Origin of the sequence: Psychrobacter sp. K31L, assembly GCF_017942195.1 — a bacterium.
Classification (GTDB): domain Bacteria; phylum Pseudomonadota; class Gammaproteobacteria; order Pseudomonadales; family Moraxellaceae; genus Psychrobacter; species Psychrobacter glaciei.
The window spans coordinates 183,313-208,430 of sequence record NZ_JAGKSC010000002.1 but is presented as its reverse complement, the minus strand read 5'-3'; the positions used below and the strand labels follow the sequence as shown (position 1 = coordinate 208,430).

Annotated in this window: 23 protein-coding genes and 1 tRNA gene; 19 read left to right on the top strand and 5 right to left on the bottom strand. The window is 42.8% G+C overall.

The window, feature by feature from the left end; all coding sequences use genetic code 11:
- Window positions 1-119: 119 nt before the first annotated feature.
- The gene (locus J5X94_RS04005; RefSeq protein WP_194619154.1) at window positions 120-434 is read right to left on the bottom strand and encodes a glutaredoxin family protein; all 315 of its coding nucleotides are present in this window, start codon (window positions 432-434) and stop codon (window positions 120-122) included.
- Window positions 435-630: 196 nt separating this feature from the next.
- Between J5X94_RS04005 and mtgA the strand changes: the two genes are divergently transcribed.
- The 6 genes from mtgA (at window position 631) to J5X94_RS03975 (ending at window position 5,729) form a co-directional block, all read left to right on the top strand.
- Complete coding sequence (gene mtgA / locus J5X94_RS04000; protein ID WP_194619152.1) at window positions 631-1,317, top strand: monofunctional biosynthetic peptidoglycan transglycosylase; 687 nt, start codon at window positions 631-633, stop codon at window positions 1,315-1,317.
- 502 nt (window positions 1,318-1,819) lie between these two features.
- The gene (ppk1, locus tag J5X94_RS03995) at window positions 1,820-4,009 is read left to right on the top strand and encodes a polyphosphate kinase 1 (RefSeq protein WP_194619647.1); all 2,190 of its coding nucleotides are present in this window, start codon (window positions 1,820-1,822) and stop codon (window positions 4,007-4,009) included.
- Between the two features lie 471 nt (window positions 4,010-4,480).
- The gene (locus J5X94_RS03990) at window positions 4,481-4,651 is read left to right on the top strand and encodes a hypothetical protein (RefSeq protein ID WP_194619151.1); all 171 of its coding nucleotides are present in this window, start codon (window positions 4,481-4,483) and stop codon (window positions 4,649-4,651) included.
- Between the two features lie 77 nt (window positions 4,652-4,728).
- Window positions 4,729-4,992 carry a hypothetical protein gene (locus tag J5X94_RS03985; RefSeq protein ID WP_194619149.1) on the top strand — a complete coding sequence of 88 codons (264 nt, stop codon included), beginning with the start codon at window positions 4,729-4,731 and terminating at the stop codon, window positions 4,990-4,992.
- Between the two features lie 83 nt (window positions 4,993-5,075).
- Window positions 5,076-5,432, top strand: coding sequence for a hypothetical protein (locus J5X94_RS03980; protein ID WP_194619147.1), 357 nt, complete (start codon window positions 5,076-5,078; stop codon window positions 5,430-5,432).
- Between the two features lie 96 nt (window positions 5,433-5,528).
- Window positions 5,529-5,729 (top strand): hypothetical protein, encoded by a 201-nt coding sequence (locus J5X94_RS03975; RefSeq protein ID WP_194619145.1) that lies wholly within the window; start codon window positions 5,529-5,531, stop codon window positions 5,727-5,729.
- Between the two features lie 316 nt (window positions 5,730-6,045).
- Here the strand turns inward: J5X94_RS03975 and J5X94_RS03970 are convergent, their stop codons facing one another.
- Complete coding sequence (locus J5X94_RS03970) at window positions 6,046-6,813, bottom strand: tRNA-(ms[2]io[6]A)-hydroxylase (protein ID WP_210540242.1); 768 nt, start codon at window positions 6,811-6,813, stop codon at window positions 6,046-6,048.
- A gap of 607 nt (window positions 6,814-7,420) precedes the next feature.
- On the opposite strand from J5X94_RS03970, the gene J5X94_RS03965 reads away from it, so the two are divergent.
- From J5X94_RS03965 to J5X94_RS03910, 13 genes are all read left to right on the top strand, one after another.
- On the top strand, window positions 7,421-9,619 hold the full coding sequence (locus J5X94_RS03965; RefSeq protein ID WP_210540240.1) for a malate synthase G: 2,199 nt from the start codon (window positions 7,421-7,423) through the stop codon (window positions 9,617-9,619).
- Between the two features lie 628 nt (window positions 9,620-10,247).
- Window positions 10,248-11,294: a porin gene (locus tag J5X94_RS03960; RefSeq protein WP_210540238.1), complete on the top strand. Its 1,047-nt coding sequence runs from the start codon at window positions 10,248-10,250 to the stop codon at window positions 11,292-11,294.
- Between the two features lie 285 nt (window positions 11,295-11,579).
- The gene (locus tag J5X94_RS03955; protein WP_210540236.1) at window positions 11,580-12,701 is read left to right on the top strand and encodes a porin; all 1,122 of its coding nucleotides are present in this window, start codon (window positions 11,580-11,582) and stop codon (window positions 12,699-12,701) included.
- Window positions 12,702-13,029: 328 nt separating this feature from the next.
- Window positions 13,030-14,664, top strand: coding sequence for a CTP synthase (locus tag J5X94_RS03950; protein ID WP_210540234.1), 1,635 nt, complete (start codon window positions 13,030-13,032; stop codon window positions 14,662-14,664).
- A 229-nt stretch (window positions 14,665-14,893) separates the two neighbouring features.
- Window positions 14,894-15,769: a 3-deoxy-8-phosphooctulonate synthase gene (gene kdsA, locus J5X94_RS03945; protein WP_210540232.1), complete on the top strand. Its 876-nt coding sequence runs from the start codon at window positions 14,894-14,896 to the stop codon at window positions 15,767-15,769.
- A gap of 27 nt (window positions 15,770-15,796) precedes the next feature.
- A complete protein-coding gene (locus J5X94_RS03940; RefSeq protein WP_210540230.1) occupies window positions 15,797-16,051 on the top strand; it encodes a cation transporter in 255 nt (84 codons plus the stop codon).
- Window positions 16,052-16,229: 178 nt separating this feature from the next.
- Window positions 16,230-16,454, top strand: coding sequence for a heavy-metal-associated domain-containing protein (locus J5X94_RS03935; protein WP_010196358.1), 225 nt, complete (start codon window positions 16,230-16,232; stop codon window positions 16,452-16,454).
- A 134-nt stretch (window positions 16,455-16,588) separates the two neighbouring features.
- Complete coding sequence (locus J5X94_RS14005) at window positions 16,589-16,720, top strand: hypothetical protein (RefSeq protein ID WP_266097130.1); 132 nt, start codon at window positions 16,589-16,591, stop codon at window positions 16,718-16,720.
- 116 nt (window positions 16,721-16,836) lie between these two features.
- Window positions 16,837-19,197: a heavy metal translocating P-type ATPase gene (locus J5X94_RS03930; RefSeq protein WP_210540228.1), complete on the top strand. Its 2,361-nt coding sequence runs from the start codon at window positions 16,837-16,839 to the stop codon at window positions 19,195-19,197.
- A 319-nt stretch (window positions 19,198-19,516) separates the two neighbouring features.
- Complete coding sequence (gene eno / locus J5X94_RS03925; protein ID WP_194619129.1) at window positions 19,517-20,833, top strand: phosphopyruvate hydratase; 1,317 nt, start codon at window positions 19,517-19,519, stop codon at window positions 20,831-20,833.
- A gap of 95 nt (window positions 20,834-20,928) precedes the next feature.
- The gene (locus J5X94_RS03920) at window positions 20,929-21,237 is read left to right on the top strand and encodes an FtsB family cell division protein (protein WP_010196361.1); all 309 of its coding nucleotides are present in this window, start codon (window positions 20,929-20,931) and stop codon (window positions 21,235-21,237) included.
- 148 nt (window positions 21,238-21,385) lie between these two features.
- Window positions 21,386-22,144, top strand: a complete 759-nt coding sequence (locus J5X94_RS03915; protein ID WP_210540226.1) for an IspD/TarI family cytidylyltransferase — start codon at window positions 21,386-21,388, stop codon at window positions 22,142-22,144.
- A 475-nt stretch (window positions 22,145-22,619) separates the two neighbouring features.
- Window positions 22,620-23,243 carry a BLUF domain-containing protein gene (locus tag J5X94_RS03910; RefSeq protein ID WP_210540224.1) on the top strand — a complete coding sequence of 208 codons (624 nt, stop codon included), beginning with the start codon at window positions 22,620-22,622 and terminating at the stop codon, window positions 23,241-23,243.
- Window positions 23,244-23,766: 523 nt separating this feature from the next.
- Here J5X94_RS03910 and J5X94_RS03905 read toward each other — a convergent pair.
- The 3 genes from J5X94_RS03905 to rnt form a co-directional block, all read right to left on the bottom strand.
- Window positions 23,767-23,842, bottom strand: a tRNA-Glu gene (locus tag J5X94_RS03905).
- 54 nt (window positions 23,843-23,896) lie between these two features.
- On the bottom strand, window positions 23,897-24,094 hold the full coding sequence (locus tag J5X94_RS03900) for a hypothetical protein (RefSeq protein ID WP_141629673.1): 198 nt from the start codon (window positions 24,092-24,094) through the stop codon (window positions 23,897-23,899).
- A 306-nt stretch (window positions 24,095-24,400) separates the two neighbouring features.
- Window positions 24,401-25,060, bottom strand: a complete 660-nt coding sequence (rnt, locus tag J5X94_RS03895; protein WP_210540531.1) for a ribonuclease T — start codon at window positions 25,058-25,060, stop codon at window positions 24,401-24,403.
- Window positions 25,061-25,118 lie beyond the last annotated feature (58 nt).

Here is a 25,118-nt window from a genome sequence, read left to right as displayed (position 1 = left end):
CATCTTATAGGCTTTCAATATTAATGTCTTATGCCTTGTGCCTCATAAACATTGTAGTGTTGATGCGTCATGACGCAGTGTTACTTGATGACGGGATAGTAATTATCCTATGGCAGATACTATGACGCCAGCAGCTGCTGTAAGTCCATAACTGAAAACGGATAATCCAGACGCTGCGTCTTTGTCAGTAGCACGGGAATGCTAGTGGCAAATTCCATCATCAGCGATTCATCAAAGTCGGCGATATCGACATACTGGTAGGTAATTGGCTGCACGGCTTGAAACTGAGTCAGCAGCTGCGTCGCCACGTCACATAAGTGACAGCCGGTCGTTCCAAGTAACCACCATTGATCAATATTTTCAATGTTCCCAAGATCAGGGCGTGCTGCAACAACACGGTTCCGTAATGTTTTTATACTATTATCATTATGCATGTTTCTACTCTTATTGTATGCCTTCAAAATGCTTGTTTAGCGTTTTTAAGCCGACATATCAATGTGGCTTAGCGGTTATGACATGATAAAGAAATGGGGTAAATAATGACAGCGATTGTGAGATTAGGTAAGATGAGCTGCTGTTTATGATTATCAATTTTATCTTATTACTTCTTTAACCACTCGGATATCGCGCATGGCAAGTTTTGGCACATTCATTAAACGACTGTTATTGGCAATTATGTTATTGGTCGTCGCATTCCATATTTTAATAGTTGGGCTACTATTAATCTGGAAAACACAGCCGATTAATAACAGTATGTTTATGTTGACGCATCGCTTAACTGGTGGCACGGTCACTCAGACGTGGGCTGAATACGATGCTATCGCCAAGTCAGCCAAGCAAGCAGCGATTGTGAGTGAAGACTCGACGTTTAGTCAGCACAGTGGCTTTGATTTTAAAGGGATCAAAGCGGCGCAAAAGAAAAATGAAGAGACAGGTAAAATGTCTGCTGGTGGCTCGACCATCACTCAGCAGTTGGCCAAAAATCTATTTTTGACCTCGCATCGCTCTTATGTGCGTAAAGCGGAAGAAGCTGTAATCACCGTTATGATTGAAACGCTGTGGGACAAGCAACGTATCATGACCGCTTATCTTAATGTTGCCGAGTTTGGCAATGGCATCTATGGTATTGACGCAGCGGCGCATCACTATTTTGATAAGTCTGCGGCCAATCTGAATCGAGACGAATCAGCACTCCTCATTGCGATGCTCACCAATCCAAAGTATTACGAAGATAATCAAGGTGACAGACGCTTACGTAACAAGCAGCGTATTATTAAAAAACGTATGAAGAATGCAGTATTGCCGCAAGCGTCTTAATCGACATGTGCTAGTGGTTTGCTGAATGATAAATACAATTATAAATAGCACGATAAACGAATGACATGATCAATAGTCACGTGGCTGCAATGATAGGACGTCACTATTATTAAATTTACTATTATTAAATTCACTATTATGAATGCCACTATATACACTATAGATAAGTCAATATAAAAAGGATACAACGAGGCTGGGATAATTTTTTGCAGCCTCTGTCGGCGTAGGCACAGCAAGCAAGAAAAATTTGTACCAGCCTCATACGATAATATCGTGTATCTAATTTATTCAGTATCGACTATATATAGGTATCAAAATATATAAGCGTCAAAATACAGCTTTTCAAATAAGTTGGGAATAAAAAAGATAGCTGATGACAGTAAAGACAAATTACTCATTGATGATAAATTGATAACGACAGGGGAATAGCGGTATGGCAGATATGAATAATCAGAACGACAGTGTCATGACTAACGACAATACCGATGTTAACGACCTGAATATGCACCAAATGACCCAGCTTAACGTAGCCGATAGCGCAACAGAATCTAGAACAGAACAGCTTAGCCAGCAGCTGACTGACATTGCATGGCAGCGCTCAGAAGATGGCAGCTATTCGCCCAGTAGTTATATCAATCGTGATTTGTCCTTATTGCAGTTTCATCTGCGGGTCTTAGCGCAAGCCGCCAGTCCTCACCATCCGCTACTTGAGCGCTTGTTTTTCTTAATTATTTTTTCATCCAACCTCGACGAGTTTTTTGAGATTCGTGTCGCGGGTATCATGCAAAAGCTCAATATAGGTGACGTATCGACTAGTGCTCATGGGATGCGTCCGAGTGAAGTGCTAAACGAGATATCCGTTATCACGCATGATGCCATCGCTGAGCAGTATCGTATTCTTAATGAAGATATCTTGCCTGCGCTCGCCAAAGAAGACATTCGATATCTAAAACGCGATGAGCTGAATACTGAGCAATCGGCATGGATGAAGCGCTATTTTACAGAACAAGTCTCACCAGTGCTGACACCTATTAGCATTGATCCTGCGCATCCGTTTCCGAGATTGGTGAATAAAAGCCTCAACTTTATTGCCACTTTAGAGGGCAAAGATGCCTTTGGTCGCGATATCAATCTTGCGATTGTCCCAGCGCCACGTAGCCTGCCACGGGTCATTCGTCTGCCAGATGACCTGACTGGTGGTAAAGAGCACCATGTCATGCTGTCCGCCATCATTCACGAGCACATCGGTGAGCTGTTCCCAGGTATGCAAGTGACAGGCTGCCATCAGTTCCGCCTCACGCGCAATGCCGATTTGGACTTAGCAGATGATGTCGAGGATATTGCCAAGGCATTAGAAGGCGAGCTTGAAAATCGCCGCTTTGGCGACAAAGTACGGCTTGAGGTGACGACTGATTGCCCAACACCGATTAGCGATTATCTTCTCAATGAGTTTGAGCTACATGACAATCAGCTGTACCGTGTCAATGGTCCTGTGAACTTAACTCGCTTGCTGTTTGACTTTAATATACCCAAGCTGCGCTATGAGCCTTTTACCCATATTGTGCCAAAACCCTTTCGCCGTGAGCTGGACAAGCTTGATAAAAGCACCAGTATATTTTCTGCCATGCGCAAAGGCGATGTCTTGGTACATCATCCTTTTCATGCGTTTTCACCGATTATCAATCTACTTTGGGAAGCGGCCAGTGACCCCAAAGTATTGGCGATCAAACAAACCCTGTACCGATCAGGCACCAATTCAGAAATCGTCAAGGCGCTGGCTGCTGCTGCCCGCAATGGCAAAGAAGTCACGGCTGTCATCGAATTACGTGCCCGTTTTGATGAAGCGTCCAATATCGCTGTCGCCAATTTTTTACAAGAGGCTGGGGCAGTGGTGGTTTACGGGATTGTCGGCTACAAGACCCATGCCAAGCTGATGCTTATCGTGCGCCGCGAAGACGATCGCATTCGCCGTTATGTGCATCTCGGCACCGGTAATTATCACGCAGCCAATGCCAAAGTCTATACCGACTATGGCTTGTTCAGCGCTGACCCTGATATCTCAGAAGACGTACATAAAATCTTCCAAGAGCTGACAGGCATGGGCAAACCTGCCAATCTAAAAAAACTGTTGCACGCACCATTTACGTTGCACGAAAAGTTAATGAGCTTTATCGATGATGAAATTACTCATGCCAAGGCTGGCAAGCGCGCACATATTATTATCAAAGTGAATGCTTTGACCGAACGTCGTCTGATCGATAAGTTATATGATGCGTCGCAGGCAGGCGTCAAAATAGAATTGATTCTGCGCTCCATGTGCTGTCTGCGTCCACAAGTAAAAGGCCTATCTGAAAACATCACCGTACGCTCAGTCATCGGGCGCTTTTTGGAGCACACACGCGTTTATTACTTTTATAATGATGGTGATGAGCGCTTGTATTGCGGCAGTGCTGACTGGATGGATCGCAATCTATTCCATCGTGTCGAAGTCGCTTTTCCGATTGAAGACAAAAAACTGTTCAAGCAGGTTTATCAAGATGGGCTGCTCAATTATCTACAAGATAACGTCCAAGCATGGCTACTTAATGGCGATGGGGCATGGCAGCAAAGTCAACCAGCCGCCGATGAAGCACCACATATTGCCCAAGATCATTTGCTACGGGTGATCAATCACGTCGGTGAGCCAATATAGATAAAGCTTTCGCTTATCTTGTTTATTAATGCTGTCATTTAATGGCATTAGCCCTATAAAAGCCCTATAAAAGCCCTATAAAAGCCCTATAAAAGCCCTATAAAAGCCCTATAAAAGCCCTATAAAAGCCCTATAAAAGCCCTATAAAAGCCCTATAAAAGCCCTATAAAAGCCCTATGATTTATTTAACCAAGCGTTGGCTACGACCGACGCTTGGTTTTTTTGCGCTCGGATAAGTTACAAACTGTCTTGTAACCTCACATTTATTCACATATTGATACGGCAGTACACTGGTGCGCTGTTGGTTGGCTTAACTATAATTGATGACAGTTCTACCGCTATTGCACAGATATTTCTAATAAAAAATCATACTGAGATGCTTACCTTTGTAGAATGTTATTCGATTTTGCAAAGGTAAGTGTACAAAGGATGGCTGGTTTACTAAACAACGATAATAATAGGAATTGCACCATGAGTAACACTAACAACGATACTTCAGACATTAAAAAAGCAGCAGAGCAGGTTGATGATCATCAAATTGAGAAAAATTTAAATGAAGATAAAAAGGTAGATGCTCCTGAAGAACTGAGCAAAGAAGAGCAAACCTCTTTTATTGATGATGAGCTACGGACAGATAAGTAAGCAGCAGTTTGAACGATATCAATGACTATGTTAAATATTAAATAAAGAATTAACACCATAAACGCGAGGGACACGCTATGACAGTCAATACAAAACCAAATAACAAAGAGAAAGTATTGGTCGATGATCCCGTAGCATCAGAACCAAAAAATACCAACGAAAACACTAAAGACAGTTATGAAGGTCGTAAACACGAACCTAATATCGATGGACCACAGCAGGATTCACAGGAAACAGACGAGATATATTCCGACCCACGTGAAGAAGAGCACTTACCAGCAGGTGGAAAAAACGTGGCGGATCTCAATGCTCATGATTTGAGCAAAAATAACAACACCTAGTATTTGCATGACTGCTTGGTATTTTCTATTAATTAAAACGCTGACATCATTCGTTGGCCTCCTAACACGATAAGGACATGACTATGCAACCGCAAGATCCTGCGCTAAGTAGAACCGCAATTGATGATACTAATGCTGAGGCAATGCATAAAGAACCTGTCAATAACCATGACGTCGTCGAAAGCCATACCAATCAAAACAAAGGGACTGATACTTTAAAGGAAGAGATCGTTGATTCAGAGCATGTGAATGACAATGACAATCCTGCGCGTCAGCCTGATCGCCGAGATCAGCAGGGCAGTAGTCCGTTTGATGACAATATCAACGAAGACACCGTGGGCAGTGAAGCACCAAAAAGCGAAGGCATCACGGACATGAATAGATATGCCAATATTGACAATGCACAAACTCGTGTCTTAAACCCAGACGAAAAAGACTGATTTCTTAGCAATATATTTCTGAGTATTATTAATATGAGTATCCTCAAGTTATCGAATACTCGATGTGAAAAATAATTATTATAATAAGGATTAGTTATGAATAAGTCTAATGATACAGTTAACCATGATAACCATCAGCTCAAAGATGCAAATGATAATAATGGTATCGTCCCTGATGATGCATTACAAAAGGCAAATCCAGCTGCTGCAGAACAAGCGACTGACGATCATGATCCGCATAATGTCGCGAAAAATCACAAACAGTATGACAGTCCGCTTATGGAAGATAAGAAATAGTCATAACTGACCATTATATTCTGTACAGACAAATAAAAAACCTAACGCTAGGCATGGTTTATGAGACTAGGGTGTGTCCTCATTTTAAAAATGGTGATAAAAATGAGATAAATTGCCGTCAAACAAGGAAAGTAGCGCAAAAAATATCGAGATATTGATAAGCTATTTGACGATGTTTGGCAAAATTTAGCCATTTTTAGCCCATTTAGAGAGTAGTTGATTGAATTGAGGACACGCCCTAGTGTTGGCTTTTTTATGCGATCGATATGGGTGCTTTTATATAGCGCTTATTTAACAAAATCTGCCAGCTTAAACGCTAAGCAGGGGTGCCACTGTGAAAGCGCAATTCAGTATCAGGAATGGATATCAACTCTGCTTCTACTGCTTTGAAGAATGCGACACGCTCATCGATATTGTCATCAGATAGCGATTGTGCCAATGCCAAATAATCTTCGAAATGGCGGCTTTCTGACTTCAATAAGTAGCGATAGTATTTTGCCAAACGCTCATCGTCGATGACGTCAGAAAGCGCAGCAAATCGCTCGCAAGAGCGTGCTTCGATAAACGCACCAATGATTAGCACGTCGACCATCGCTGCTGGCTCATGAGTACGCTTGTGCTTGAGCAACCCTTTGGCATAACGCCCCGCACTCAGATATCTCCACTCTTGCCCGCGCTCATGCATGATGCCGAGCACTTGCTCATAGTGCAACATCTCTTCACGTATCAATTGTGCCAACTTGCGCTGCAAATCATACGAGAACTCATAGCGGAATAAAAGATTCATCGCCGTACCAGCCGCTTTTTTTTCGCAGTTGGCATGATCTTGAATGATTAATGGCACATCCGCAGTAGCCGCATCTACCCACGCCTGTGTGGTTCGCGAGCCCAAAAAGTCATAAACAGCGGATAGGTCAACCTTAATAGGGGTGCGCAGTTGTGCGATATCGGCACTCTCTTTTTCTATACGGTCTTTTTCTACACTGTTTTCTTCTATATTGTCTTTGTCTATAACGTCTTCTACACGGTTGTGGGAAGCAACGTCGTCTTTGCTGTTGCTGGGTTTCATACTTTCTTTATTCATAGTCTTTGCCATAGTGGAATGTTAAACACTTTTTAATCAAATGTTAAAAGTTAAATAGATAACCGTTGAGCATAAGTAGAGGCTGTAATGATTACTTACAGTTTATACTGAACGTATAACGGCCTAGCTCTAAAGTATGGATTAATGCCCCTAGAGTAGATGGCTCATAGAGTATCATTATTATACAGCCTAAGTATTTACTTAGTGAATGGCGTTTCCTTGTTTATTTTATTATTTGATAGTAGGATGAGATTTTGCTTTTCAGGCATTTTGTCTTACTATTGATTATCATTTAGTAGCGGCTAATGCGCATTATATCAACTGCCAATCCTGTATCAAAACACAAGATTTATAGACTAAGACTTCTTAAAGACGGTCCAAAAATTATAGATGCTACATTAACCAGATGTTGTATCTAACAGGTTTTGCACTAACCATATATCATATGAGCAGCTGCCCGATTATAGCTGACAGTACATATTGTTATGTTTGCTATTTATCCACTGTAAAGCAAACTAGGCATAAATGCTGCAAGGGCACACATTTTCCAACCATTAGAGTAGCAACCTAGCATTAACACACCTCACGAACAGATAAGGATAACAATATGAGCCAGTCTTCTAACGCCAACCGTGTTCAAAAAGGCATTCTTGCCATCGACCAGCAGATGTATGACTTTATTGAAAACGAAGTGCTGCCGAAAGTCGGTGTTGATTCAGAAAGTTATTGGTCAGGTTTTGAAAAAGTCATCAAAGAGTTTACTCCGCGTAATAAAGCACTGCTAGAAACTCGTGACAAGATTCAAGCGCAGATCGATCAGTGGCACCTGCAAAACCCTGCCAAAGACGGCGAAATTGATTACCCTACTTATAAAGCATTCTTAAAAGAGATTGGCTATCTGTTACCAGAAGGCGATGATTTTAAAGTTAGTACGCAAAACGTTGATGATGAGATTGCTCATATCGCAGGGCCACAGCTGGTCGTGCCAGTCCGAAATGCTCGCTACGCACTCAATGCGACGAATGCTCGTTGGGGTAGCTTATACGATGCTTTGTATGGTACTGATGTCATTAGTGATGATAATGGCCAAGAAGCGAAAGGCGGCTATAATCCGACTCGCGGTGCGGCAGTTGTCGCCTATGCCAAATCATTTTTGGACGAGCATTTTGCCTTAGCGTCAGGCTCGTATAACGATGTGGCCGGCTTTAAAGTGGTCGATGGCAAACTTGAAATCGTCCAAGGCGATAGCAGCACTGAGCTAAAAGATACCGCGAAATTTGTTGGTTTCGTTGGTGAGGCTGAATCTCCTACTGGTATTTTATTAAAAAATAACGGCTTACATGCTGAGATTCAAATCGATGCCAATCATCCGGTCGGTAAAGATGACCCAGCAAACATCAAAGATGTACTATTAGAATCAGCGATTACGGCGATTCAGGATTGTGAAGATTCAATCGCTGCTGTCGATGCAGAAGAAAAAGTAGAAGTATATCGCAACTGGCTGGGTCTAATGAATGGCGACTTGCAAGAAACCTTTGAAAAAGGGGGCAAGACCAGCACTCGTAAGCAAAACCCAGACCGCGAATATAACACCCCAGACGGTGGAAAGCTGATCTTACCTGGCCGTTCACTATTACTTATTCGTAATGTCGGTCACTTGATGCAAAACCCTGCAATCTTAGTAGATTTGGGTAATGGTCAAGAACAAATCTTTGAAGGTCTAATGGATGGCTTGATTACGCCACTATTGACGCTCAATGATTTGAAAGGTCAGAACGAGCTATCAAACTCACGTAAAGGCTCCATGTATATTGTGAAGCCAAAAATGCACGGCCCTGAAGAAGTCAAAATGGCCAATGACTTATTTAACGCTTCAGAAGATTTATTAGGGCTTGAGCGCAACAGCCTTAAAATCGGCATCATGGATGAAGAGCGTCGCATGACGGTCAATCTAAAAGAAGCCATTCGCCAAGCGAAAGAGCGTGTTATCTTTATCAACACCGGTTTCCTTGACCGTACTGGCGATGAGATGCATACCAGTATGAACGCAGGCCCATTTGTCCCTAAGGGTGACATGAAATCACAAGCATGGCAGCCAGCCTACGAGCAGTGGAACGTCGATATCGGTCTAGAGACAGGTCTACAGGGTGTCGCTCAGATTGGTAAAGGCATGTGGGCGAAGCCTGATGAGATGAAAGAGATGATGGATACCAAGGCCGCTCATCCTAAGTCTGGTGCGAGTACGGCGTGGGTACCATCGCCAACGGGTGCTACCTTACACAGCATGCACTATCATCAAGTCAACGTTGCTGATGTACAGGACAGCCTAAAATCACGTGAGCGTGCCAGTTTAGACGATATCTTGACCATTCCATTGGCGAAAGACACCAACTGGACAGACGAAGAGAAACAGCAAGAGCTTGAAAACAATGCTCAGGGCATCCTAGGTTACGTCGTACGCTGGGTAAACCAAGGCGTTGGTTGTTCTAAAGTCCCTGACATCAATGACGTTGGTCTCATGGAAGATCGTGCGACCTTGCGGATATCGAGCCAACACATTGCCAACTGGTTGCATCATAACGTCGTGAGCGAACAGCAAGTGATGGATACGATGAAGCGTATGGCAAAAGTCGTCGATGAGCAAAATGCAGGCGATAGTGACTATCAGCCAATGGCAGATAACTTTGAACACTCTTATGCGTTCAAAGCGGCTTGTGATTTGGTGTTTAAAGGTCGCGAGCAGCCAAGTGGCTATACTGAGCCACTATTGCATCAAGCGCGTCTTGACCTCAAAGCAAATGCCTAAAACGATAGGTTAAGTATCATGTTTGCTCATGTAACCTAAGTGCTATTTAAGCCTCTAGGCGTGATCAGGCATTGATGTATCTTACCCATTTGTGACTGTCATATGTGTCAGAAATATGACAAACAATTCTTTATGAGCGCTATTTATTTATCAATAAGTAGCGCTTTTTTTGGGTCAATGTATCGTATTTATTACCGCCAATTAATATTATCAGTAATGATATTAATTAATGGGTATCGTATCTATTTGAGTCGACAGGGGTTTTTTCGTAACGGTTCAAATATGACAAAGCATTTGTTATTCGATAGTAGATGTATCGAAAAAGCAAAAAAAAATGTTGCAAATTATGTCAAAGTTGTTATGCTTGTATTCGAAGTATGAGTTTGGTAACGGATGTTACGCAACGGAGTGATAAAGACCAAAGATTACATGGCAGTTACGTTCTAATCCCAGTCATGTGAGTCATGGTTTTTTTTGTCTTATTGTAGTAGAAATTCGCCACACTTGTTTTAGACCAATCTCGGTAGCCAGTTACACATTATATCTTTGAGGATTTGTGACGATACCATTATGGGCGCCAGCTAATCATAGCTTGCTCATTACTACAATTGTAAAGTGGAGATACCCCATGAAAAAACTACTTTTAGCTACAGCCATCGCAGCCCTATCTGTATCTGCAGCCAACGCAGCACCTACTGTTTATGGTAAAGCTTTCGTTACTGCTGACTATGTAAACGCTGAGCGTGATGGTAACGATGATCAATTCGACGTAGACAGTGATTCAGTACAAATCAACTCAAACATTTCACGCCTTGGTTTTAAAGGTTCTGAAGCAATGACTGCTAACACTGATGTTATCTATCAGTTAGAGTATGGCATTGCCATCGACGGTACTGATGACAATATTGGTTTTAAAAGCCGTGATACCTATCTTGGTCTAAATAACAAGCAATATGGTCAATTCCGCTTTGGTCGTAACTACTCAGTAACTGACTACATCAACAACGTTACTGTTACTGAAGGTTTTTGGGATAATTTAGGTGTTAGTAATCTTGATATGGAAGGCGATGTTCTTGATGCTGTAACTATGGCTGATGGCGGCCGTGTCAATGACTCTATCGTATGGATTGCCCCTAAATACAACGGCTTGCCTTTAGAGCTTGCTCTACAGTACGGTGCAGACGAGCGCTTTGTAACTGACAGTGACGACCGTGACAGTGGTTATGGTGCTTCATTGATGTTTGACCAAGGTACAGGCTTTACTGCTGGTGTTGCTTACGAAAAAGACATGAGCCAAGCTGGTGATCTTTTACGTGGTAGTGCTACCGTTGACCTAGGTAAATACATGGCTTATCCAGTTATGTTAGGTGCAATGTATCAAGTAGCTGATTTCGATGGCGGCGATGAAGATGAAAAAGGTCTAATTGTAAGCGCTGAAATGGGTCTAGCTAACTTTGCTCGTCCAGCATCTGTATATGTACAGTACAATGGTACTGAAAACTTGGCTGGTTTTGATAACCGTGATTCAGATCAAGTTGTTGTAGGTGGCAAATATAACTTTAAAGACAACATGATTGCTCATGCTTATGTTGGTAACAACTCTGCTGAAGACAAGAATAGTAATACTGATCTTGACGTATTCGCACTTGGTGGCGGTCTAGAATACTTATTCTAGTATCACACTCAAGTAGATAGTACAAAAAGACTCATCCTTCGGGATGAGTTTTTTTATGCGAAAAAAGAAAGTAGCCCTTCATTGTAATCAGTCTTAAAATAGATAGTTACAGGCATGTAAATTTTGTTCTTTCATCTTACTGTAATATTTGCTTGATAAAGTAGTGTCTAAGCCGTTCTGGTGGCTCGTTATATATCATGGTCTTGGGAGTTTGTAGCAATACCATTGTACATGCCAGTCAATCTTAGCCAATTTATCACTCAAATCGTCAAGTGGAGATACCCTTTGAAAAAATTACTTTTAGCCTCAGCAATTGCAACGCTATCAGTTTCTGCCGTTCAAGCCGCGCCAACGGTCTATGGCAAAGCATTCGTCACTGCTAACTATGTCAACGCTGAGCTTGATCGTCAGTCTATGGATCTGCCTAACGACACTATCAATATCAATGAAGACAGCAGCTCAGTACAAGTCAGCTCGCATTCTTCACGTCTAGGGTTCAAAGGGTCCGAAGCAATCACTGCTAATACTGATGTGATTTATCAATTAGAGTATGGCATCAAGATCGATGACAGCGGTAGCAGCAACATTGGTTTTAAAAGCCGTGACACCTATCTAGGTTTTAAAAACAAAGACTACGGTCAATTTCGCTTTGGTCGCAACTACTCAGTGTCAGATTACGTCAACAACGTAACCGTTAACGAAGGTTATTGGGATAATATAGGCTCAAGCTCTCTTGGTGGTGATGGTACGCTGAGTGAGGCGCTTACCTTGACTGATGGTGAGCGTATTAATAACTCAATCGTATGGATTGCACCCAAATACAATGGTCTACCATTAGAGCTTGCCTTACAATACGGTGCTGATGAGTCTTTTGTCTCTGATAGCGATGATCGTGACAGTGGCTTTGGTGCTTCATTGATGTTTGATCCAGGTACTGGCTTTACTGCAGGTGTTGGTTATGACAAAGACATGAGCGTCACAGGTGAGATTCTACGTGGTAGTGCCAGTGTCGATTTGGGCAAATACATGGCTTATCCAGTGAAGCTAGGCGCGCTATACCAGCAAGTTGATTTTGATAATTCAGATGATGAAGAGAAAGGGTTGGTCGTTAGTGCTGAGATGGGTCTAACTAACTTTGCTCGCCCAGCGTCTGTTTATCTTCAGTATGATAAGACTGAGAACTTGGCTGGCCTTGGTGGCAACGACTCAGACCAAATTGTATTGGGCGGTAAATATAAGTTCAAAGACAATATGATTGCTCATGCTTATATCGGTCAAAACTCTGCAGATTTAGAGAACGGTCTGCTCGTTGTCAGAAACAATGCTGATGACACCATTGACTCAGTTAAAGCTCGTGGTGATGCGGATGTATTTGCTATCGGTGGCGGTTTAGAATATAAATTCTAACTCAACATAGTCAGTTTAATATAAAAAAGAGACAGTGTGACGGATATGAATTTTTTGTAGCCTCTGTCTGCGCTTGCACAGCAAGCAAGAAAAATTTGTACCAGTCACGCATTATAATGTCGTGTATCTATTTTATTTAGTATCGACTATATGCTGCATAAATACTCTGCTAAAAAGCTCATCCTTCGGGGTGAGTTTTTTTATTATGCGGTTTTAATCAATAAACATTGAGCAAAAACCAAGAGTTTCGGATAGTTTGCGCTTTTGCCCTATATTTTTTGGCGTATCTTTAGTAAAATCCTTCTTTACCAATTACCGAAAGAGTACTATGACCAAGTTTATATTTGTGACCGGTGGGGTAGTGTCCTCACTAGGAAAAGGTATCACTGCTGCTTCTCTTGCTGCGATACTCGAAGCGCGCGGTGTGAACGTGACAATGACCAAGATGGATCCGTATATTAACGTCGATCCAGGTACCATGAGTCCGTTCCAGCATGGCGAAGTGTTCGTCACTGAAGATGGGGCGGAGACGGATTTAGATTTGGGTTATTATGAGCGTTTTTTACGCCACTCTAAGATGAGTAAGAGTAATAACTTTACCAGCGGTCGCATCTATCAGAATGTACTGAATAAAGAGCGCCGCGGCGAATACCTTGGCGGTACTGTGCAGGTTATCCCGCATATCACTGATGAGATTAAGAGCAAAATCCTTGCCAGTGGCGAGGGTTATGATATCGCTATTATTGAGATTGGTGGTACGGTCGGTGATATCGAGTCGCTGCCCTTTATGGAAGCGGTACGCCAGATGCAAGTAGAGCTAGGTCGCAATCGCGCCATGCTGATGCATTTGACCTTGGTACCTTATATTGCCAGTGCCGGCGAAACCAAAACCAAGCCTACCCAGCATTCGGTTAAAGAGCTTCGTTCTATTGGTTTACAGCCTGATGTCTTAATTTGCCGCTCTGATCATCATATCTCACAAGACAATCGCCGTAAGATTGCATTGTTTACCAATGTCGAAGAACGCGCGGTCATCATGTGTGAAGATGCGCAAAGTATTTATCAAATACCGCGTACCCTTTATGAGCAAGATCTTGATGATTTGATTTGTGAGCGCTTTGGTTTGGACGTACCTGAAGCAGATTTGAGCGATTGGGACAAAGTGGTTGAAGCCCAGCTCAATCCTGAATCAACGGTCACCGTAGCGATGGTCGGCAAATACGTCGAGCTGCCTGATGCGTACAAGTCAATTAACGAAGCATTATTACACGCTGGTATCACTCATAAAGTAGATGTGAAAATTGATTATATCGATGCCGAACGTTTGGAAGGCGACGATGTTTTATTTGCACAGCTTCATGATGCCGATGCTATCTTAGTGCCCGGTGGCTTTGGTGAGCGCGGTACCATGGGTAAAATGAAAGCCATTACTTATGCTCGCGAAAACAACGTGCCATATTTGGGTATTTGCCTTGGTATGCAGTTGGCCGTTATCGAATACGCACGTAATGTGATGAGTATCGATGCCAACTCTTCTGAGTTCGATCGCAAGACTGCTGAGCCAATTATTGGTCTGATCACTGAATGGTTAGATGAGCGCGGCGAGCTACAGATTCGCAGTGACGACTCGGACCTTGGTGGCACCATGCGTTTAGGCGCACAGCAAGCCGAGCTGGTCGCTGGTAGCAAGCTGAGCCAAATCTATGGCGCTAGCAATATCACGGAGCGTCATCGCCATCGTTATGAGATGAACAACCGTTATATCGAGCCATTAGAGCAAGCAGGCATGACGATATCGGGTTATTCTGCCAAGCAGCATTTGGTTGAGTCGGTTGAGATTAGCGAGCATCCATGGTTTGTCGCCGTACAGTTCCATCCTGAATTTACCAGCTCGCCACGTGGTGGTCATCCACTGTTTAACAGCTTTGTGAAAGCCGCAAAAAATCATAGCGAAACAAAGTAATCGTTAAAATGTGAAGTGTTGTGAAATATAGTGTGAAAGCGTTATTTTCACCAAAAAAGACTGATCTACGGATTGGTCTTTTTTTTGCTTAATTTGATGGGTGATAATGGTTGTTTAGATATTCTTTTAGTTAGCGATATCTAATTACGCTTGGATACTTTTTTTAATTGGGCTATCGGTTACAATATGGGATATACGTGTTGATAACAATAATGAGGACAAGGGTTTCATGGAAAATCTATTAACAGCGCAATCACATATTCAGCTTAAGACTCCGAATAATAATACCATTAATATCGGTAACGATCAGCCCTTTGTGCTGTTCGGTGGTATGAATGTCTTAGAGTCCAAAGAATTGGCGTTCGAAATTGCTGAGCAGTATGTCGAGATTTGTCAGCGTTTGGGCATCGGCTATGTGTTCAAGGCCAGTTTTGACAAGGCCAATCGCTCAAGCCTGCATTCGTATCGAGGTCCTGGATTAGAAAAAGGTATCGATTTGCTGGGACAAATTAAAGAAAAGTTCCAAGTGCCGATTATTACTGACGTGCATGAGCCGTATCAAGCAGCGCCCGTCGCTGAAGTTGCTGATATCATCCAATTGCCCGCGTTTTTATCGCGTCAGACTGACTTGGTGCATGCGATGGCGAAGACCGATGCGATTATTAATATCAAAAAAGCGCAGTTTTTAGCGCCGCATGAGATGCGCCATATCGTCAATAAATGCCTCGAAGGTGGTAATGACAAGCTGATACTTTGTGAGCGCGGTAGTGCTTTTGGTTATAATAATTTGGTCGTCGATATGCTGGGCTTTGACACCATGAAGCAGATGGACATACCGGTATTTTTTGATGTCACCCATAGTTTGCAGCAGCCGGGTGGTCGTAGTGATAGCGCTGGTGGACGACGTGAGCAAATCACGACACTTGCACGTGCAGGTATGGCAACTGGATTGGCAGGGTTGTTTTTGGAAGCGCATCCAAATCCAGAAACCGCAAAATGTGATGGTCCGTGCGCCTTGAGAATGAGTCAGTTAGAGCCATTTTTACGTCAGCTTAAGCAAATTGATGATCTCGTTAAAGGCTTTGAGATATTAGATACTCATTAATAGTATAGATTATAAGAGAGTAAGATAATGGCCATACAAGTTGCACAAGTCAGTATCGAAAATATCGATGACGCTGAAGGTCTTGATAGCTTGATGACAGCGCTTAAGAATATTACAGGAGTCACTGCGATTGAGCTTGATCCTGATAATGACGTTGCAACCGTGCGCTATGATGATACCAATACCAGTATTCACGCCCTAACTGCCGCGATTAGCATGGTCGATTATGTTACCCAACCGTTTCCTATCGATTCACCGCAAAATCCACATCATGATGATTAGCGTTGAGCAAAACATTCTTTGATGATAGGTCTTTTAATAAAGTAACAACCAAACAGTCTTGTTACTGAAGATGATAGCGCTTATGCTTGTTTAGTGTAGCTTTGATAAACTTTAAAAGGTAAATATTAAAGAACAGCTATCAAGGCTATTTTTCACTAATAAAAATAAGGAGCCTAACATGGCAAACCAAACACGTATTATTAAAATCGACGGCATGACTTGTGGTGGCTGTGTGGCTAGCGTCCATAACGCCACCGCCGATATTGATGGGCTAGATGATATCAGTATCGAGCTTGCAGACAATCAAGCAACGGTCACTTTTGATGATAGTAAAACCAGTGCAGAAGTCATTGCGTCAGCTATCGATGACGCTGGCTTTGATGCTACCGTTGCTAACGCTTAATCTTATCCATTTGTATAAAAAACCGGCTATCATGGCTGGTTTTTTAATGGTTAAAAATTATTGATAGTAGCGTCAAAATATAGAGCTATCCTTTTCAATACAGCTGAAGAAGTCAAAGAAATTAAAGAATTTGAATGGCTACCAATCATGACCATTTAGGATCATTATTTAGCATTATTGCCATTATTGCCATTATTGCCATTATTGCCATTACTGATGATAATAGCATGCTAATTATTCGATTCGATTACAGTAATATTCAATAGCAGAATATTTTACTTGCTTGACTTAGATGTCCCCTCCACTGGGTTGTTGTTTTAGCTCAGACGACTTTATAACGCCATAACGCATAAACGCATAAACGCCATACCGAGTTTTATTTATGAATGATTCTACCCAAACTGACAATCATAACGCCTACGATGTAGAAACTGACATTCAGTCCAATACGCCGCTCGCGCCGCAGCGTGCGCACTTGCAGTTGGCTATTGATGGCATGACGTGTCAGGCCTGTGCCTCGCGAATTGAAAAGGTGCTCAATAAAAAGCCGTCGGTATACGAGGTGAGTGTGAACTTCGCTGGCGAGACCGCGAATGTCGATTATGATCCGACCCAGACGACGCCTGAGCAAGTCACAGAATGGGTAAATAAAACAGGTTTCGTTGCCAACTTGCAGGCAGCTGATAGTTTGTTTGCCCAAACGGATAAAGATGCGGCGACTCAGTACCCGTGGCGCTTGATTGGCTTGTGGCTATGTTTGCTGCCGTTTTTAGTTGGTATGGCAGGTATGCTGACAGGTTTTGGTATGGCGTGGATGCCACCGGTTTGGATTCAGTTTGTCCTAGCGACGATTGTACAATTTGGCTTGGCATTACCGTTCTATAAGAGCGCTTGGGCATCCATCAAAGGTGGTCTTGCTAATATGGATGTGCTGGTCGTCATTGGTACGGTAACCATATGGGCGTATTCAACATATCTGTGGCTGACGCATGGCGATGGTACGTTAAACAGCCTGCTACAAAGTGGGCACGCTGGTGGTCATGGGACTGGCAATAGCCCTGCTGTGTATTTTGAAGCTGGGGTGATGGTTATTGCTTTTGTGCGAACGGGTAAATATTTAGAAGAGCGTACCAAAAAACACAGTCTTAACAGTATTGATTTATTATTGTCTTTAACGCCTGATGAAGTTGAACAGCAGCAGCCAAATGGTGATTTTCATAATGTAGCTCTTAAAGACGTGCAAATTGGTGATATTTTGCGTGCCAAACAAGGTAGCCGTGTGGCAACGGATGGGGTAGTCATAGAAGGTAGTGGCTGGTGTGTGGAGAGTCATTTAACGGGTGAGTCAGTACCGCTCAAAAAAGAAGAGGGTGATAGTCTACTAGCAGGCGCTTTAGTCGAAAACGGCAGCTTACTATATCGCGTCAGTGCTAAAGGCAGTGATACAAAGCTGGGTGATATGGTACAAGCCCTCAGCGATGCGCAAGGCTCAAAAGCCGACTTGGCGCGTCTAGCTGATCGAGTCACGGCTATTTTTGTGCCAGTGGTGGTAACGATTGCTCTAGTCACCTTTGGGGTCACATGGTGGCTGACCGGTATGGTTGATACTGCCCTAATGCATGCGGTATCGGTATTGGTCATTGCTTGTCCTTGTGCGCTTGGCTTAGCCACGCCAGCGGCTATTATGGCTGGTATGGGGGTCGCTGCGCGTCATGGCGTATGGTTTAAAGATGCCCAAAGCCTTGAGGCGGCAGGTAATATTGATACGGTTGTCTTAGATAAGACTGGCACATTGACCATTGGCAAACCGACTATCGTCGATCAGGTGATGGTTGATAAGTCGCTTGCTGTGGATGATGTATTGCAGATTGCCGCCAGCGTTGAGGCGCATGCCAGCCATCCGTTAGCCACCGCGTTAATAAATACTGCAAGAGACCGTAATCTGCCACTAATGAATGTTACGGATATTAGTGTCGTTAAAGGCGCTGGTATACAAGCGAACATTGAAGGTTTGGGTGTGGTAAAAGTCGGCACCGCAGAGTTTGCCAATTTAACGCTACCAAAGCTGATGCCAAAAGTATGGCAAATCGCCAGTACCGTTGCCATTAGTATTAACGATGAAGCCTTAGGTGCTTTTGCTTTAGCTGATGATTTAAAAGCCGATACCCCTCAGGCCATTACTGCGCTGCAAGATGCTGGTATCAATGTCATTTTGATGAGTGGTGATAAGCAGTCCGTCGTCGATCATGTCGCAGGGCAGCTGGGTATCAAGCAAGCTTATGGCAAGATGAGCCCACGCGATAAAGCGAGCCAAATCGCCTTGTTGCAAACGGCTGGTCACAAAGTCGCAATGGCAGGTGATGGCGTCAATGATGCGCCAGCGATGGCAACCGCCGATGCCAGTTTTGCGATGTTTGAAGGCACAGATGTTGCCCAGCATAGTGCTTCTGCCCGTTTGATGGGCGAGTCGCTGATGCATATCGATGCCGCGCAAAAAATTGCGCAAGCCACGCTACGTAATATTAAGCAGAATCTGTTTTTTGCCTTTATTTATAATTGTCTTGGCATTCCACTTGCCGCTTTTGGTTTTTTAAATCCTATGATTGCCGCCGCTGCGATGGCGCTTAGCTCTATTTCTGTATTAATGAATGCGCTACGTCTAACTCGATTTAAAACGGAGGTAGAACTTGATAACACGGTATCTGCCTCTCAGACTAAAGCGGAACGCCCAATAAAAGCATAAGAGTCATTTTACTTTTGATATCCTAGCTACTGAGACAAATTGATAATTAATATTTGGCTATCTATGTGTGGTTTTGTGACCGCCAGTCGATGTAAGATAAGGGAAGTTTGGTAAAATTTATGCTATGATGCCAACCACTATAGCTGACGGTTAAAGTACTAAACAAACCCTGAAGCCTGCTCAAAACTAGCCGAGTATATCAGTAGAAAAATCTGGTCTAGGTATAGGGCTATATGATATTTTGCTTTATCTTTTTTGTATTCTAGTTGCCGTTATTTATCCCACAAACTTGGCATGACCAAAGGAATTAACAGACATTATGTACGCTGAAGAAACCACCAACGTTGCCGCAATTAAAGACATTCGTGCTCGTGAGATTTTAGACTCGCGCGGTAACCCAACGATTGAAGTCGATGTTATCTTAGCTGACGGTACTGTAGGCCGTGCTGCTGCCCCAAGTGGCGCGTCTACTGGCTCACGTGAAGCACTTGAGCTACGTGATGGCGACAAAAACCGCTATATGGGCAAAGGCGTCAAAAAAGCCGTTGCCAACGTCAATAGCCAGATTCGCAGTGCGTTGATGGATAAAGAGGTCACCGAGCAGCAAGGTATCGATGATGCCATGATTGCGCTAGATGGTACAGAAAACAAAGACAGCCTTGGTGCCAATGCGATGCTAGCCGTGTCTCTTGCCACTGCAAAAGCCGCTGCCAAGTCACAGAGTTTGCCACTACATCAATACATCGCCAATTTGCGCAACCAGACGTCGCTGACCATGCCTGTACCCATGATGAACATCTTAAATGGTGGCGAGCATGCGGATAACACAATCGATATCCAAGAGTTTATGATTGAGCCAGTTGGTTTCACCAGCTTCTCAGAAGCGTTACGTGCTGGCACGGAAATTTTCCACAGTCTAAAGTCCGTCTTAAAATCACAAGGCTTGAGCACAGCGGTTGGTGATGAAGGTGGTTTTGCACCAAATTTACGTAGCAATGAAGAAGCTATCACCGTTATCATGCAAGCGATTGAGCAAGTCGGCTACAAAGCTGGCGAAGACATTCATCTTGCATTAGATTGTGCGGCTAGTGAATTTTATAAAGACGGTCAATATATCTTGGCAGGCGAGGGCAATAAAGCATTTGATAGCCAAGGATTCTCAGATTATTTAGTAGGGTTGGCGCGTCAATATCCTATTATCTCTATCGAAGACGGTCTTGATGAATCTGATTGGGATGGTTGGAAATACTTAACTGAGCAGATTGGTGATAAAGTCCAATTGGTTGGTGATGATTTGTTTGTGACCAATCCTGCTATCTTACAAGAAGGTATTGATAAGCATATTGCCAACGCGATTTTGATTAAATTCAACCAAATCGGTACCTTATCAGAAACGCTAGATGCGATTTATTTGGCGAAGAAAAATGGTTATGCGACGATTATCTCGCATCGTTCAGGTGAAACTGAAGACAGCACCATTGCAGATTTAGCCGTTGGTACTGCTGCTGGTCAGATCAAAACTGGCTCACTATGCCGTTCAGATCGCGTGGCGAAATACAATCAGCTGCTACGTATCGAGCAACAAGTACGTGCAAGCTACCGTGGTCGCGAAGAGTTTATCGGTCTACGTGGCTAATTAGCTAAGGTTAGGCAATATGTCATTTTTGATATATTGTCTAGCAAGCTTAGCTGGTATTTATTTTATTATCTCTCTATCGTTTGGCCTATCACATGAAATACTTTAGCCAATTTATACTACTTGCTTTAGCCGTTGCGGTGCTGTTAGGACTGCAATATCAGTATTGGCTGGGTGAAAATGGGCGCTTTGAGCATAATAAACTACTGACTCAGACTGAAGATCAGCAACGCTTAAATGACAATCAAGTGGCCGCAAATAACTTATTACGTACTGACGTCTATGATTTAAAAAATGGACTTGAGGCAGTAGAAGAGCATGCGCGTTTAGACTTAGGTTTGATTAAGCCAAATGAGACGTTTGTCCAAGTATCAACCGCACCAACGACGCACAGTCGCTACTAATTTTTAACGCCATCGTAATGAGTTTTTATTGATAACGATGGCTTTGCTTTTCTCGAAACCACTATTACTTCTCCTCTTAATACTCATGCCTTCCCAGCCATATCATCATGCAATCAAACCCTGATTACTACTTTATGAACGTCACCTCATGAATACCATACCTAATATACATGCCATGATCGTCGCTGCTGGTCGCGGTAATCGTTTTGGTGCCTCTATCGCCAAGCAATATACTATGCTGCAAGGGCAGACCTTACTACAGCACAGTGTGGCAAGGCTTGGATGTAGTGCTTATATTGATAAATGTTTATTGGTCGTCGCAGCAGATGACAGCAAAGCAGAGACGCTCAATTTTGCGCTACCTATTCATTATGCTATTGGCGGCGCTGAGCGCTGGCAGTCTGTACAGGCGGGGGTAGAGGCGATCGTTAGTACAGGTGTGGATGACTCAGACTTGGTGCTCATTCATGATGCTGCGCGTCCAGCAGTTCCCACTCATGATATTGAACAAGTCATTGAAGCGGCAATGTTTGAGCCTTATGGCGCTATCTTAGCGACCCCTGTTGCTGACACTCTAAAGAAATCCTACAAACAATCCAGCGCTCACTCTGAGCTTATGCGTGATTCTCTAAACGTAAACAAAGACACGTCTAGTGCTTATGTTAAACAAACGATTGATCGCAGTAATATGTGGCAAGCCCAAACGCCGCAAGTATTCCGTTTAGGACAGCTAAGACAAGCATTGAAGCATGTGGCTGAACACAAACTCGATATCACCGATGAAGCCAGTGCATTTGAATATCTAGCATTGCCTATTCGTCTAGTGACTGGCAGTCGCCAAAACATCAAGCTCACCTATCCTGATGATGCTATCTTGCTCGCAGCGATTCTTAAAGCCCAGTCTTAGGACATATCTTCAATTTGAAAGATCGCTATCTGATAGCCTAGTTATTTTGATAAATATCAAAAAACAATCTTCTCTTTATTGGCTTACCTTCACTACTTGTTATTAATCCAAATCATTACGCTGGCATATCGATGAGTTTACATAACGCGGCAAGTGATATTGTCATAAGTAGCATTCTGTATCACTCTACAATCTAAATGAGGGTTCTATCGTTAACTGATCACGTTTTTTATCATTATGAATGAATATATTATATTATTTAGTATTACTACTTAATGATGTAATATAAACATATATTGATTTGATGACTAAACTAGCCTATGATGTAACCAACTTAATACAATTAATATAAACATTTATAAAATCAATAATATACCAAGCCAATTCGATGTTTTCGAAAGTCTTGTCTCTATGTTTTTTCTAAAGTTAGTATGGTTGTCTTAGCTACATTTACCTGAAAATAGGGAGAAGCTGATTGTCAGTAGTCAATGATTCGACAAATCCAGTAACGACAGATCTCTGCCAACTTGTGTATTTGAGCCGCATCACGTCGACTGGTCTATCAAACGCCAGTACACTGAACGATATCGCAGAAGTCGCCAGCAAACATAACAAAGCTGATAATATTACGGGTATTCTTTGCTACGGCAATGGTTACTTTTTACAGTGTGTGGAAGGTAGTGAGCAAGCATTAACCAATCTCAAAAATCGCTTGATAATGGATGATCGACACAAAGACTTAACCATTTTAGATTTTTCAGCACTGGAAGATCGTCGTTTCGCTGGTTGGTCACTGCGCTCGATTACTCTTGAGCGCTGGATGATTAAAGAGCCTAAACTTAAGAAGTTTATACCGTTTAAGCCTTATGAGTGGAGCACTGACGAATGGACGGAGTTTTTAGATATCCTGCAAGGTTATTATGAAAAGCATGTCAGCACAGGCGAAACTGACAGTCAGCCGATACAATATAGCACCTTAGGTTTAACCTTAAGTAAAGTTGTCGGACAGCACCAAGCCTTTTTCTTGATTCAGACCATATTGGGCTCGCTGATTATATTAGCGCTACTGTGGTTCATGATATCGGATAAGATTTTTTAGGTCATAAAAAGTAGACCGTTTATACCGAAAATCCAGCAAAGATTGCTGGCTTTTTTTGTTATGAATTTTGATAGCTTTTGATAATTATAGTCAGGTCAATATAAAAAGAGACAACGTGACGGATATAAGTTTTTTGTCGCCTCTGTCTGCGTAGGTAGTAGGCACAGCAAGTAAGAAAAATTTGTACCAGTCACGCATCATAATGTCGTGTACCCATTTTATTTAGTATTGATTATAACTTTGATATCAGAGCAGGAGTGAAAAAACAGATAAAGGAGAGGGTTGGTAGGCGGATTTTTTATTTGTCGTGTTTTTTTATAGTGAACTGACTATAAATCCATGCTTGTCCATATTTGAAAGCTACAGTAGCAGTTAGTTGCAATACCAAGAAAATAAACCGGGAAAATGAACAGACATAAAAAAAGTCCAATCACGATATATTGTGATTGGACTTTTTGATGGTACATTTATCAGTCTTATCTGATGCCTTTCGGTAACAGTGCTGATAAGTGACGCCAAATAGTGGCGTCCCCAGGGGGATTCGAACCCCCGTTACCGCCGTGAAAGGGCGGTGTCCTAGGCCTCTAGACGATGGGGACTAGTAACACAACACCTCAGCTGCTTTCACCATTTATGCCGAAGTGGTGCGTATTTTAATGGCGTCTGCGCTTGCTGTCAAGCCTTTTTCTTCGTCTTTTTAATATTAAGTATCTTTTTTTGAGCGCACGGCGTGGATGTAAGTCATTACTCTTTAAATGATGGCGAATCCATAGAGACGTGCAAGCACTAATAGTTAAGGCGAGCAGCATATAGCCGATGATGGTGCCCCATAACTTAAGTTGTGGATCCATAATAAAGTCCCTCCTATTACGCCTTAACAGCAGCAGTGCTACTAATAGCAGTTATCAAGGCAGTGTGAGCAACTTAAACCATCTATAGGATATAACAGCGTCGTTTGGGAGTGAAATAGTGGCAAGTAAGTAAGCTATTAAGTCCCTTTAACAGTACTACATAAAGTCAGAAAGGTTTGTCAACTTACTGAAATTGGTATCAATCATATCCCTATTGATTGTCAAATCAAGATGTCCAAGATGTCAAAGTCATCAAGTATTATAAATAGCACTATTACGTATGGTTGGCAACATAGGATATGTGACTTATGTATTATCGCTACCGCCCGATTCTTCTTTAGTGTCCTCATTATGCATCGCATTGGCCAGCATAGGATAATGGTTAAGTATATGACAGAATAGCTCGGCTGTTTTTTGGGTGTCATATAGTGCGGAGTGGGCATTTTTACCGTCAAACTCAAGCCCTGCTGCTTTACAAGCGCGTGCCAGCACTGTCTGACCGAAGGCAAGCGCTGATAGGGTCACTGTGTCAAAGACTGAAAAATTATGGAATGGGTTGTGGCTTTTACTGTTGGTACGTAGCACGGCTGCATTTAAAAACCCTAAATCAAAATGCGCATTGTGCCCAATCAAGACACATTGACGGCAGTCTTCAGCACGGCGGACTTCTTTTAAGCCTTTAAAAATTCGGCGTAGTGCGGTTTTTTCATCTTCGGCAATGGCTTTACGCATCGGATTGTTGGGATCAATACCAGTAAAGGCAAGCGCGCTTGGCTCAAGATTCGCGCCTTCAAAGGGCTCGATATGAGCATTGAATGCCTCACCAGGATAAAACACACCCTGCTTATTGAGTAATACAGGAATGCAGGCCATTTCTAGCAAAGCATCCGTTTGCGCATTAAAACCTGCTGTCTCCACATCGACGACGACAGGCAGAAACTTGCGAAAACGGTCTTTCAAACCCATAGGCGCTTGCTCGTCTGCTGCGCTCTCTTCGATGTGAGTAGTTGACACGACATTGAGG

Coding starts and splice junctions, on each gene's coding strand:
- J5X94_RS03915 (WP_210540226.1), top strand. CDS start 21,386: ATGAATACCATACCTAATATACATGCCATGATCGTCGCTGCTGGTCGC.
- J5X94_RS04005 (WP_194619154.1), bottom strand. CDS start 434: ATGCATAATGATAATAGTATAAAAACATTACGGAACCGTGTTGTTGCA.
- J5X94_RS03990 (WP_194619151.1), top strand. CDS start 4,481: ATGAGTAACACTAACAACGATACTTCAGACATTAAAAAAGCAGCAGAG.
- J5X94_RS03920 (WP_010196361.1), top strand. CDS start 20,929: ATGAAATACTTTAGCCAATTTATACTACTTGCTTTAGCCGTTGCGGTG.
- J5X94_RS03970 (WP_210540242.1), bottom strand. CDS start 6,813: ATGAATAAAGAAAGTATGAAACCCAGCAACAGCAAAGACGACGTTGCT.
- J5X94_RS03975 (WP_194619145.1), top strand. CDS start 5,529: ATGAATAAGTCTAATGATACAGTTAACCATGATAACCATCAGCTCAAA.
- rnt (WP_210540531.1), bottom strand. CDS start 25,060: ATGGGTTTGAAAGACCGTTTTCGCAAGTTTCTGCCTGTCGTCGTCGAT.
- J5X94_RS03950 (WP_210540234.1), top strand. CDS start 13,030: ATGACCAAGTTTATATTTGTGACCGGTGGGGTAGTGTCCTCACTAGGA.
- J5X94_RS03940 (WP_210540230.1), top strand. CDS start 15,797: ATGGCCATACAAGTTGCACAAGTCAGTATCGAAAATATCGATGACGCT.
- ppk1 (WP_194619647.1), top strand. CDS start 1,820: ATGCACCAAATGACCCAGCTTAACGTAGCCGATAGCGCAACAGAATCT.
- J5X94_RS03985 (WP_194619149.1), top strand. CDS start 4,729: ATGACAGTCAATACAAAACCAAATAACAAAGAGAAAGTATTGGTCGAT.
- J5X94_RS03980 (WP_194619147.1), top strand. CDS start 5,076: ATGCAACCGCAAGATCCTGCGCTAAGTAGAACCGCAATTGATGATACT.
- J5X94_RS03900 (WP_141629673.1), bottom strand. CDS start 24,094: ATGGATCCACAACTTAAGTTATGGGGCACCATCATCGGCTATATGCTG.
- J5X94_RS14005 (WP_266097130.1), top strand. CDS start 16,589: ATGGCTACCAATCATGACCATTTAGGATCATTATTTAGCATTATTGCC.
- J5X94_RS03935 (WP_010196358.1), top strand. CDS start 16,230: ATGGCAAACCAAACACGTATTATTAAAATCGACGGCATGACTTGTGGT.
- J5X94_RS03930 (WP_210540228.1), top strand. CDS start 16,837: ATGAATGATTCTACCCAAACTGACAATCATAACGCCTACGATGTAGAA.
- J5X94_RS03960 (WP_210540238.1), top strand. CDS start 10,248: ATGAAAAAACTACTTTTAGCTACAGCCATCGCAGCCCTATCTGTATCT.
- J5X94_RS03965 (WP_210540240.1), top strand. CDS start 7,421: ATGAGCCAGTCTTCTAACGCCAACCGTGTTCAAAAAGGCATTCTTGCC.
- kdsA (WP_210540232.1), top strand. CDS start 14,894: ATGGAAAATCTATTAACAGCGCAATCACATATTCAGCTTAAGACTCCG.
- eno (WP_194619129.1), top strand. CDS start 19,517: ATGTACGCTGAAGAAACCACCAACGTTGCCGCAATTAAAGACATTCGT.
- mtgA (WP_194619152.1), top strand. CDS start 631: ATGGCAAGTTTTGGCACATTCATTAAACGACTGTTATTGGCAATTATG.